9 protein-coding genes are annotated in these 11,544 nt (G+C 67.9%); 5 read left to right on the top strand and 4 right to left on the bottom strand.

Annotation, left to right across the window (positions count from 1 at the left end):
- Nucleotides 1-126: 126 nt before the first annotated feature.
- Together AC1DDH_RS07720 and AC1DDH_RS07725 are read right to left on the bottom strand one after the other, a co-directional pair.
- Complete coding sequence (locus AC1DDH_RS07720) at nt 127-612, bottom strand: Rv3235 family protein (protein WP_230008799.1); 486 nt, start codon at nt 610-612, stop codon at nt 127-129.
- A 156-nt stretch (nt 613-768) separates the two neighbouring features.
- Nucleotides 769-1,629 (bottom strand): LysM peptidoglycan-binding domain-containing protein, encoded by an 861-nt coding sequence (locus AC1DDH_RS07725; RefSeq protein ID WP_476858878.1) that lies wholly within the window; start codon nt 1,627-1,629, stop codon nt 769-771.
- A 129-nt stretch (nt 1,630-1,758) separates the two neighbouring features.
- On the opposite strand from AC1DDH_RS07725, the gene AC1DDH_RS07730 reads away from it, so the two are divergent.
- Nucleotides 1,759-2,328 (top strand): hypothetical protein, encoded by a 570-nt coding sequence (locus AC1DDH_RS07730; RefSeq protein ID WP_476946876.1) that lies wholly within the window; start codon nt 1,759-1,761, stop codon nt 2,326-2,328.
- 14 nt (nt 2,329-2,342) lie between these two features.
- On the opposite strand, the gene AC1DDH_RS07735 is transcribed toward AC1DDH_RS07730, so the two are convergent.
- Nucleotides 2,343-2,564: a helix-turn-helix domain-containing protein gene (locus AC1DDH_RS07735; RefSeq protein ID WP_018775212.1), complete on the bottom strand. Its 222-nt coding sequence runs from the start codon at nt 2,562-2,564 to the stop codon at nt 2,343-2,345.
- Nucleotides 2,565-2,715: 151 nt separating this feature from the next.
- Here AC1DDH_RS07735 and AC1DDH_RS07740 point away from each other — a divergent pair, with 151 nt between their 5' ends.
- From AC1DDH_RS07740 to AC1DDH_RS07755, 4 genes are read left to right on the top strand one after another with little or no spacing between them, the layout of a single operon-like run.
- Nucleotides 2,716-3,360 carry a CpaB family protein gene (locus tag AC1DDH_RS07740; RefSeq protein WP_230008166.1) on the top strand — a complete coding sequence of 215 codons (645 nt, stop codon included), beginning with the start codon at nt 2,716-2,718 and terminating at the stop codon, nt 3,358-3,360.
- The gene (locus AC1DDH_RS07745; RefSeq protein ID WP_476955248.1) at nt 3,357-4,676 is read left to right on the top strand and encodes a CpaE/TadZ family protein; all 1,320 of its coding nucleotides are present in this window, start codon (nt 3,357-3,359) and stop codon (nt 4,674-4,676) included. Before AC1DDH_RS07740 ends, AC1DDH_RS07745 begins: the two co-directional genes overlap by 4 nt.
- A 57-nt stretch (nt 4,677-4,733) precedes the next feature.
- Nucleotides 4,734-9,599, top strand: coding sequence for an NAD-glutamate dehydrogenase (locus tag AC1DDH_RS07750; RefSeq protein WP_476955184.1), 4,866 nt, complete (start codon nt 4,734-4,736; stop codon nt 9,597-9,599).
- A 36-nt stretch (nt 9,600-9,635) separates the two neighbouring features.
- Nucleotides 9,636-11,105: a sensor histidine kinase gene (locus AC1DDH_RS07755; protein WP_223916150.1), complete on the top strand. Its 1,470-nt coding sequence runs from the start codon at nt 9,636-9,638 to the stop codon at nt 11,103-11,105.
- A 153-nt stretch (nt 11,106-11,258) separates the two neighbouring features.
- Here AC1DDH_RS07755 and AC1DDH_RS07760 read toward each other — a convergent pair whose 3' ends face one another.
- Complete coding sequence (locus AC1DDH_RS07760; RefSeq protein ID WP_003804966.1) at nt 11,259-11,507, bottom strand: WhiB family transcriptional regulator; 249 nt, start codon at nt 11,505-11,507, stop codon at nt 11,259-11,261.
- Nucleotides 11,508-11,544 lie beyond the last annotated feature (37 nt).

Here is an 11,544-nt window from a genome sequence, read left to right on the forward strand (position 1 = left end):
GCAGGTTCGTGCCCGTCGCTGCCCTCGGCGGCGACTGGCTTCTGCCGGTTCTCTGCCTGTCTGTTGCCGGCTTTCTGCCTGTTTTCTGCGGACTCTCTGCCTGTTTTGTGCCTCCGGCCCTGCCGTTCAGCCGATCTCCAGCACTGTGACGCGCCAGGCCGCCGTGCCGCGCTCCAGCCGCAGCGCGACCGCGCGAACCCGTGATTCCTCGACCACCACGGCGCTGGCCTCGTAGACGTCATCCGACACTCGGCAGGCCCGGACGGACCTGACGGACGGGTTGCGGTGCAGCCTGCCCGCCGTCGGCGAGCTGCCGGAGGCAACCCGGCGGGTCAATGCGGCTCGGTGCTGCAGGGCCGCCAGACAGCGCGGGTCCAGGCGCCGGGAGAGCTGCTGTGCGGGCCGCGTCCCGGCCAGCACCTCGATCGCCGCCTGCACGGTGCTCCGGGAAATCGCACAAATCTCTCGGGCCTCGTCAACAACGCGCAGCGGCGGCGGGGCCGCAGTGGCGTGGTTGGCCGGTGGTGTAGCCGTGCCGGACACAACCCTGAGAGCGGGGGCATGCGGGACGGGGGTCGCCGCGGCTGAGCGGATCCCGGTGACTGCGTTCATGACGGTTCCTTTGCTGATGGCTGGTGCGGGTGGCTTGCGGCTGGTGCGGGTGGCTGGAACCGGGCGAATCTTCCGACCGGCTTGTCCTGTGGTCTTCGGTGGGCCGGGGCCAGGGCCGGGGCCGGCGCTGCGGCCCGGCCTGTGGTGCGGCGGCCCCTAGCGCGGCGGCGGGAGGACCAGGACCTGTCCGGGCCGCAGGAAGTGCGGGTCGGCTCCGATAGCGTCGCGGTTGCCCGCATAGAGCCGGGGCCACTCTCTGGCGATGTCGGCGTCGGAAGCCAACGGCCCCAGAGCGGCCGCGGCGATGCTCCACAGCGAATCGCCGGACCGGACCGTGACCTCCCTGCGGGCGCCGGGGAAGTCCTGTGTGCGCACATGGCGTGCAGCCAGCGGTCCGGCATCCACGATCGGGCTCAGCGGCTTCCACCGCGGATCCAGCGCGGAACCGGCTCCCGGTCCGTGTGGCTCCGGTGCCAAGGCCTCCCCGGGTGACGGAGTCCAGGATGCCGCTACCGCTGCCGGACCGGGTCTTTCCGGTCCGGGCCCGCCAGGCGCAGTGGCCGCGCTGGCCAGCGGCGCCGTCAGCAGCTGCAGTCCGACGGCGGCGAGCACCAGCCGCCGCATGAACGCCGGGCTGAACCGGCCCGTGGCGGCCGCCGCGCGGGTCCGGCCGAGGCGGTCCAGCAGTGCCGCCGCGACGGCGAAAGCGAGCGACATCACCCACCAGGTGATGACAATCAGCCCGGCTGTATTTGCCACGATCCCGAGCTGGTCCTCGAAGGACAGCGACTGCCGGCGTGCCGAGCCGGACTGCCAGCGCTGAATCAGGAAACTTCCCGTAGCTGCGAGGAAGATCCCGAGCAACAGGATGGCGGCGGCCATGGCGGCGTCGGCCCGGACTGTTTGTCTGGGCATGGGGACGGGCAGGGGCCGGTCCGCGGGTTGCGGCGTCACTGTCCGGTCCATGGGCTGTTCCTCCAGTCGAAATGTGTACCGTTTGATAGTGTTTAATGCCATTTGATAACTTTTAAGCCTGTTTAACTGAGTCTGATCCTCTTGTGCCCCGTTTGTCTAGACGCAGTCCGAGCCTGTGGATAGGGGAGGCCTCGGATTGACCAGTGCGGGAGGGCCGCCTACGCTGGCGCAATGCGGTGGGACGCCTTGTTTGAGGACATGGAGGCACAGCTGGCCGCGCGCCAGCGGCTGGAATTAGAGGCTGAAATAGCCGAGCGTGCACTCGTGGACTCGGCGGGAGTGCAGCTCGCGGACCGGCTCCGCGGGTCCCTCGGGCTCAGTATCCGCGTGCATTTGTCCTTGGGGCGGGTGTTCGAGGGAGTGCTGAGCCACGCGGGCAGCGAGGCGCTGGTCCTTGATGAGCCCCAACACCAGGTACTCATTCCCTACGCCGCGGCCGCGCACTATGGGGGTCTTTCGCGGGTGGCGGTCTCCGAGCCGTCAATCGTCCGCCGGCGGCTCGGTTTGGGCAGCGCCCTCCGGGGACTCGCCAGGAACCGTGCACGGGTGACGATCTTTGCCGGTCACGGGAGGGCAGATGCGGGGCTCCACGGCATCATCGACACGGTCGGCAGGGACTTCCTGGACCTGGCCGTGACACGGGACGGCGGGGAACGGCCTCCGGCGAACGCCCGGCAGGTGATTGCCATCCCCTTCGGCGCCCTCGCGGGCATCAGGTCCGTAGGTGCCGCGGGCGGCTAGTCAGCCCGCCTGGTTCAGCTTCCGGCGGACTTCGCCTTGGCCTCTTCGATCATGCGGCTGGCCTCGGCATAGCGCTCCTGGATGTACTGCTCGAGCATCTTCTCCTCGACGCGCCACTGGCCGCGTCCGCCCACCTGGATTGCCTTCAGCTCTCCGCTGCGAACGAGCGCGTAGGCGGCCGGAGAGTTGATCTGGAGCTGCTCGGCAACGTCAGCGAGAGTCAGGAATCGGGGCATGAATCCATTTTGCCACCGTTGAGGCCTACTGGTGCCGTTATCCACAGTTTGCGCCTGTTTGGTCCCGGATCTTCCACCCGGGCGGCCCGGGCGCAACAATAGGGGTGCCCGGCATCCGGGAATGGACGGCGACGACAGGGGGAGCGGACGCATGAGTGGAAGCGCGGCAGCCGAAGGGGCCCGTTTGAAAAGGCCGTCCTGGAAAGACCCCCGGCTCCTCGTCGGAATCCTGCTGGTCCTGGCATCCGTCGTTGGCGTGGTCTCGCTGGTCGGCGCCGCGGACCAGACCACGGAAGCGTACGCGGCGCGGGAGCCGATCGCCGTCGGCGAGACGCTGACAACTGACAAGCTGCACCGGGTCAAGGTGCGGCTCGGCGAAGTGGAACAGCACTACCTGACCCCGGAGGCCGGCCTGGATGCCGGACTTGTGGCCGTGCAGCGGATCGGCAAGGACCAGCTGCTGCCGCGTGAGAGTGTCGGGCAGCTCGACGGGCTAGACCGCAAGCCCGTGGCTGTCACCGTCGAGGAGACCCTTCCCGCCCAGGCCGTGGCGGGCTCGCGCGTGGATGTCTGGGTGGCGTTGCCGGATACCCGCAACGGCTTCAGCGAGCCCTCCCTGCTCCTCTCCGGCGCCGAAATTGCCCAGATCACCCCGGGCAGCACAGCCCTGGGCTCCTCACGTTCCACGGTGGTCATGGTGCTCGTTCCCGACGCCCAGATGCCCAAGTTGCTGGGGGCCCAGGCCAACAAAGCAAAGATCGCGGTCGTGTGGAACCCGGGCGGTACCTCGCGATGAGCATTCCCGTGGTGACTGTGGGGGACTCCCGCGATGACCTGGTCGGCGGACTGGAGCGGCTGCACGGGCCCGTGTCCGTTGTCCGGCGGTGCAGCGAGCTGGCGGAACTGCTGGCCGCCTGCCAGAGCGGGTTGGCCCGCGCCGCCGTCGTAGCGGCCGGCAGCGAAGAGCTGACGGCCTCGCTGGTGGACCGGCTGTCCGCCGTCGGCGTCGTCGTCATCGCCTTGACCGACAATCCGGAGGAAATTGTCCGCCTGCGGACCATTGGCGTGGCAGCGGAAGCCCGGGCCGTTGACGCCGCGGCCCTGGCGGCCCGGATTTCCGCAGCGGTGGCGCAGCTCAGTGGCACCGGAGAGGGCCCGGGACCGGCCGCGGGTGACGGCGCCGCGCCCGTCGCCGCCGCAGGGCAGGTGCCGCGGTCTTCCGGGGCGCACACCGTCACCGCAAGCCCAGGCGCGAAGGGTCGGATCATTGCGGTCTGGGGTCCGGCCGGCGCGCCGGGCCGGACCCTGGTGGCCGCCAACATCGCGGGGGAGCTGGCCGCGGAAGGCCATTCCGTGCTGCTGGTCGACGCCGACAGCTACGGTGCCAGCGTGGCCGCCCTCCTGGGTCTGCTTGACGAGGCCGCCGGGCTGGCCCAGGCCTGCCGGCTGGCAGACCAGGGCCTGCTTGACGCCGATGCCCTGCTCAGGATCGCCACGACCGTGCCGACCAAGGCCGGCGCGCTGCGGGTGCTCACCGGGATTACGCGGGCGGACCGCTGGACGGAACTGCGCGCCGCGGCCCTCACACTGGTGCTGGAGCGGGCCCGGGAGATTGCGGATGTCACTGTGGTGGACACCGGCTTCTGCCTCGAAGCCGATGACGAGATTGGCTTTGACAGTGGCGCGCCGCGCCGCAACGCCGCGACCCTGCGAAGCCTGGAGCTGGCCGACACGGTCTTTGCCGTCGGGGCGGCGGACTCCATCGGGGTGCCGAGGCTCGTCCGCGGCCTCGCCGAGCTTCGGGCGGCCGTCCCGCAGGCGGCGCCGCAAGTGGTCCTGAACAAAGTCAGGACCTCCGCCGTTGGGCGCTCGCCCGAACGCCAGCTGCGGGCCGCCTGGGAGCGGTACGGCCCCTCGGCGCCGTTGTCGGCGTTCCTGCCGTCCGACCCCGCGGCGAGCGACGCCGCCCTCCTGTCCGGGGCACTTTTGCTCGAATCCGCCCCTGAATCCGAGTTGAGGCACGCGATCGCCATTTTGGTTTGTGCACCTGCCCAGCGAAATAAGAAATCCTTTGTCTTTTCTTCCACAGCACGACGCCGGGCAAAGGGTTAGGGTCAACGTAAGGGCCGCAAAGAGGCGGCTGTGAACTTCTTTTATGGAGGCGTTTCGATGTCGTCTGGGTCCAGCGTGGAGGATCAGCCCGTTTCGATCGGTAGCAGCGAAAGCTACCTCGGGGATTACTACGAGCACCTCGCGGAGGAGGATTTCCGGGCCTATCCCCAGGAAGTCCTGACGGCAAGGACCGAAACCCACCGCCAGATCGCGGCGACGCGGAAGCCGGGCATCGCGAACATCGACCTTCGTGACGAGGCAGACTGCAGCGTCCTGTACATCGTCACCGACGATATGCCCTTCCTCGTGGACTCCGTCAACGCCGAGCTGGTCCGCCAGAACGCGCCCATCCACCTCGTGCTGCACCCGCTTTTCGTGGTGACCCGCAACCGGGAGACGGGCAACCTCGTCAAGGTGGCCCGCGTCCCCTCCCACCTGGGCATCTCCAGCGGTGACACGGCGGCCATGCCGAACCTCTCCCACCTGATCGCCGAGGGCGACAACGCCTCGCACATGGAATCCTGGATCGCCGTCGAGATCGACCTCGTCGGCGAGGAGAAGCGCGCGGAGCTGGTCAAGGGAATCTCCCGCGTGCTTGGCGACGTCCGCGCCGCCGTCGAAGACTGGCCGAAGATGCGCACGAAAGCCCTTGAAATTTCCGCGGATCTGGACCGGGTGGCCAACCGGGCGCAGATTGCCGAGCTGCGCCAGGCCCAGGACCTGCTCCGCTGGCTCGATGACGGGAACTTCACCTTCCTCGGCTACCGCGAATACGACCTCGTGAACGAATCCGGCGAGGATGTCCTGGAACTGCGCGAGGAAAGCGGCCTCGGCCTGCTCCGCGCCGGCGCGGACACCCGCCAGGTCCAGCACCTCACCGAGGCCGGCCGGAAGAAGGCCCGCGAGAAGCGCGCACTCGTGATCACGAAGGCGAACTCCCGCTCCACCGTGCACCGCCCGGCGTACCTGGACTACATCGGCGTTAAAAGCTTCGACGCGGCCGGCAACGTCAACGGCGAACGCCGCTTCATCGGCCTGTTCGCCACAACCGCCTACGCCGGTTCCGTCCGCGATATCCCCGTAGTCCGGGAGAAAGTCGCCGCTGTTCTCAGCGACGCCGGCTTCCCGCCGGACTCGCACTCGGGCAAGGACCTCCTCGGCATCCTTGAAACCTATCCGCGCGATGAGCTCTTCCAGATCGAAATCCCGGACCTCGCCGCCATCGCCACCGGCATCCAGCGGCTGCAGGAACGCCGCCGGACGCGGCTCTTCCTCCGCCCCGACATCTACGGCCGCTTCATGTCCGCCGTCGTCTACCTGCCCCGCGACCGCTACACCACCAACGTCCGCCTGCGCATTGAGCAGGAACTGCGGGAGACCTTCAACGCCGTCTCCATCGACTATGAGGCGCGCATGACAGAGTCCGCTCTGGCCCGCCTCTTCTTCCGGATCCGGCTGCCCAAGGACGCCGACGTCAGCAATGTCAACAGCGACGAACTGGAGAAGCGGCTGGTCCGGGCCGCCCGTTCCTGGGGCGAAGGCATTTCCGAAGTTCTGCGCGCCCGCGGCGACGGCGGCACCAAGGAGGACGGCGCCAAGGAACTGGCAGCGGTCTGGGCCGAGGCGTTCCCGGCCGGATACCGGGTGGACTACGAGATCGAAGACGCGCTGCAGGACATCGACCGCTTCGAAAAGTACGGTGCCGCGGCCGAACGGGCCGGCGAAGCCGTCAAGGAGCACCCGGGCGTCCACGTGTACCTCCCCGACGGCGCCGGAGCCACACTGGAAGAGGACGCCCGCGTCAAGCTCTACATGCTGGAGCCGAAGAGCCTGAGCCAGATCCTGCCGTACTTCCACAACCTCGGCCTCGAGGTCCTGGACGAACGCCCGTTCGAGATCGAGACCGCGGATCACCGGGACTTCTTCCTCTACGACCTCGGCCTCAAGTACCCCGCCGGCGTGGATCCCCAAGCCACCGGCCAGCTGCTGGGCGAGTTCTTCGGCGCCGCCGTGACCGGCGCCGTGGAATCCGACAGCTTCGACCGGCTGGTACTGCGGGAGGGCATGCACTGGCGCCAGGTTGTCGTACTGCGCGCTTACGCCAAGTACATGCGGCAAATGGGCAACACCAACTCCTTCGGATTCCTGGCTGACACCCTGCTGGCGAACCCGGACGTCACCCGGGGACTCAGCGCCCTGTTCACAGCGCGGTTCGACCCGGCGCTCAGCGACTCCGACCGCGTGCTCAGGGAGGTAGAGGTCCTCGCCGGACTGGATGCAGCGATCGAGCAGGTCGCGACCCTCGATGCCGACCGCCTGCTGCGCACGTTCAAGAACCTGATCCAGGCCACGCTCCGCACGAACTACTTCCAGAACAAGCCCCACCTGAGCTTCAAACTGGATCCGTCCCTGATCGGGGGCCTGCCCTTCCCGCGGCCGATGTTCGAGATCTGGGTCTACTCGCCCCGGGTCGAGGGCGTGCACCTGCGCTTCGGCAAGGTGGCCCGCGGCGGCCTGCGCTGGTCGGACCGGCGCGAGGACTTCCGCACTGAAATCCTGGGCCTGGTGAAGGCGCAGACCGTCAAGAACGCCGTCATTGTTCCGACGGGCGCCAAGGGCGGCTTCTACGCCAAGCAGCTCCCGGACCCCGCGGCAGACCGCAGCGCCTGGATGGCCGAAGGTGTTGAGAGCTACAAAACGTTCATCCGCGGACTCCTGGACATCACGGACAACCTGATCGTGACGCCCGAGGGCGAAACCGTCCGGCCCCCGGCCGACGTCGTGCGCCATGACGACGACGATTCCTACCTTGTGGTCGCGGCCGACAAGGGTACGGCGTCATTCTCCGACATCGCCAACGGACTGGCCGGCGAATACGGGTTCTGGCTCGGCGACGCCTTCGCCTCCGGCGGCTCCGTCGGCTACGACCACAAGGCCATGGGCATCACCGCCCGCGGCGCGTGGGAGTCGGTCAAGCGCCACTTCAGCGAACTGGACCTCGACACCCAGGCCGAGCCCTTCACCGTGGTGGGCGTCGGCGACATGTCCGGCGACGTGTTCGGCAACGGCATGCTGCTCTCCAAGCACATCCGCCTGCTGGCTGCCTTCGACCACCGGCACATTTTCCTCGACCCCACCCCTAACGAGGCAACGTCCTACGCGGAACGCCAGCGGCTCTTCGAACTGCCCCGGTCCTCCTGGGATGACTACGACAAATCGCTCATCAGCGAAGGCGGCGGCGTCTTTGCCCGGCAGGCCAAGTCGATCCCCGTGTCCGCGCAGATCCGGACCGCCCTCGGCCTCCCGGAGGGCACCACAGAACTCAGCCCGCCGGAGCTACTGCGCGCCATCCTCCTCGCCCCGGCCGACCTGCTCTACAACGGCGGCATCGGCACCTACGTCAAGGCCAGCACCGAAACGAATGCCGAGGTCGGCGACAAGGCCAATGACGCCATCCGCGTTGACGGCCGCGAACTGCGGGTCAAGGTGGTTGGGGAAGGCGGAAACCTGGGGATGACCCAGCGCGGACGCATCGAGGCCGCGCTGCAGGGCGTCATCCTCAACACGGACGCGATCGACAACTCGGCCGGCGTCGACTGCTCGGACCACGAGGTCAACATCAAGATCTTCGTGGACCGGATGGTGGCGGCAGGCAAGCTTGAGCCCGCCGAGCGTGCGGACTTCCTGGCCTCCATGACCGACGAGGTCGGCCGGCTGGTGCTCGAGGACAACATCGACCAGAACATCCTGCTCCTCAACGACCGGATGCGGGTTTCCGAATGGAGCCCGAGCTACGAACGGCTGATGGACTGGCTGGAAAAGTCGGCGGACCTCAAGCGGGACCTCGAGGCCCTGCCCACCACGGACACGCTGCGCGAGCGCCTGGAACAGGGCCAGGGGCTGACCTCCCCGGAGCTGTCGGTCCTGGCCGCCTACGCCAAGATCGAACTTGCCACCGCTTTGCGCGACAGCGACCTCGCCGATGACCCGTGGTTCCGCATGACGCTGCGGGCCTACTTCCCGGAGCAGCTGCGGGAGAGGTTCGACGCCGAACTGGACACCCACCCGCTGCGCCGGGAGATCATCGCGACCGTGGTTGCCAACGACATGATCAACCTCGGCGGCATCACCTTCGCGTTCCGTGCCATCGAGGAAACCTCGGCCACGGAGGCCGCCGTCGCCAAGGCGTTCGTGGCCCTCCGCGAGGTCTACGAGCTCGACATCATGGTCAAGGAACTCAACGAACTGCCGGCGTCGTTCCCGACCGAACACTGGAGCACCGTCCACCTGGACATCCGGCGGCTGCTGGACCGCGCCGTCCGGTGGCTCCTCGGCCAGGGGTCGGCGTCCCGTCCGATCGCCGAGATCGTGGCCGAATTCAAACCGCTGATGGATCCCATGCGGGCCCGGCTGCTCGACTACCTCCGGGGTGACGACCGCGCCCGCGTGGCCGAATGGCTGGAGAAGGCGCGCAGCTGGGACCTTCCGGAAGACCTGGCACACCGCTGGGCGGAACTGTTCGAGAGCTTCGTGCTCCTGGACATCGCCAAGATCGTCCACGGCAGCAAGGAATCCGTGGCCGATATTGCCCACGTGTACTACACGGTCTTCAACCGCTTCCATGCAGATTCCCTGCTCGAACGCATCACCAAGCTGCCGAGGGAGGACCGCTGGCAGGCCCTGGCCCGCGCAGCCCTGCGTGATGACCTCTACTCCACCGTCTCGGACATGACGACGGCGGTGCTCGAGTGCACGCCGGCCGGGACTCCCGCCGAGGAGCGTCTTGCGGTCTGGGAGGGCCAGAACGCGGAGCAGCTGGGCCGGGCGAAGTCAATGTTTGATGAGGTCAATGCGCTCGAGGCCGATGACATGGCCTCACTGTCGGTAGCATTGAGGCTCTTGAGGTCAATCGTCCGACGCTAAGGGGCTGCCGTCCCTGGCGTCGCAAATGGAGGTGCTGTGGCAATCTTTACGGACCCAATCAGGGAACATGCTGATTTTGGCCCGGGGGATGCCGAATGGCTGCATCTCCTGGTCGGCGACTGGCAGATGGTCGCCGACCTCGCATTCGCCGACCTGGCCCTGTGGTTTCCGCACCCGGAGTTCGGTTATGTGGCACTGGCCCACGTCCGCCCCTCCACCACGCACACGGTGTTCCACGCCGACTTCGTGGGGGAGGGGATCCGGTCGGACCTGCAGCCGCTGGTCGACAAGGCGTGGGAGAGCCGCGCGATCGAACGCTCCAACGAGACCAACTGGAGCAGCGACATGGCCCTGCGGGTCGAGGCGGTTCCGATGGTCCGCAACGGCCGCACCCTGGCGATCGTGACCTCCCATATGGACCTGTCGAGTTCGCGGATGCCCTCGCGGCTCGAGCTAACGTACCGGCAATGCGCCTACGATTTGCTGCGCATGGGAACCCTGGGCCTGTGGCCGGACTTCGCGTCGCCCACAGGCTCGCGCCGCGGCGCGCCGCGTGTGGGGGACGGTCTGATCAGGCTCGACGCCGAGGGGATCGTGCAGTATGCCAGCCCCAACGGGGTCTCCGCGTTCCGCCGCCTCGGCGACGGCGAGTCCCTCGAGGGCCGGTCCCTCGCCGAGGTCACTGCCGGGCTTCTGCGGGACCGGCGCATGGTCGATGAAACCCTGCCGCTCGTCGTCACGGGCCGGATGCCGTGGCGCAGCGAAATCGAGTCACGCGGCGTGAGTCTTTCGCTGCGCGCGATCCCGCTGCGCGACGAGCAGCAGCGGTTCGGCGCCCTGGTCCTGTGCCGGGACGTCTCGGAGCTGCGCCGCCGGGAGATGGAGCTGGTCACCAAGGACGCCACGATCCGCGAGATCCACCACCGGGTGAAAAACAACCTGCAGACTGTCGCCGCCCTCTTGCGGATGCAGTCGCGGCGCATGGTCAGCGACGAGGCCAAACAGGGGCTCGAGCAGGCCATGCGGCGGGTGGCGACCATTGCCCTCGTGCATGAGACGCTCTCGCAGGGCCTGACCCAGAGCGTTGATTTTGACGAGCTCATCGGCCGCCAGTTCCGGCTCTCTGCCGAGGTCGCCTCGCCCTCGCAGCAGGTCAAGACACAGCGTTCCGGGCTCTTCGGCGACCTGCCGAGCGACTTCGCCACCCCGTTGGCCCTGGTCATCAACGAGCTGGTCACGAACGCGGTCGAGCACGGGCTGGAGGGGCGCACCGGTACTGTCTGGCTCATCGCCGACCGGTCGGAGAGCGAGGACGGGGATGAACTTCTCACCGTGACGGTGGAGGACGACGGCGTCGGACTGCCGGACACGCCGTACGTCGAGGGCCTGGGCCTGCAGATTGTCCGCACGCTGGTCATGAGTGAACTCGGTGGCACTATCCACTGGCAGGGAAGGGACGGCGGGGGAACCGCAGTCCAGATTGTCCTGAGCCTGACGCCGCGCTGACAGCCTGACGCCGCACTGATGCCGGGCGCACCGCCGGCTCCGGGCGCACCGGCTTAAACGGACAATGGCCGCGGACCTGTGGGTCCGCGGCCATTGCTGCAGGGTCGTGCGATCGTTGCCGGCACCGTAGCTATCGGTGCTTGGGCAGCAGAATTAGGAGGCGCGCCGTGCCCGTGCTGCGCGGCGCTTGAGGGCGCGGCGCTCGTCCTCGCTCATCCCGCCCCACACTCCGGCATCCTGGCCGGACTCCAATGCCCACTGCAGGCAGGTGTCCACGACCGGGCAGCGCCGGCAAACACTTTTCGCTTCCTCGATCTGCAGGAGGGCAGGGCCGGTGTTTCCTACGGGGAAGAACAGCTCCGGGTCCTTGTCAAGGCAGGCTGCGCGGTTACGCCAATCCATGCTGATCAGTCACTCCATTCCTGGGAACTCGTTAAAT

The organism is Arthrobacter sp. 10T425 (assembly GCF_056393985.1).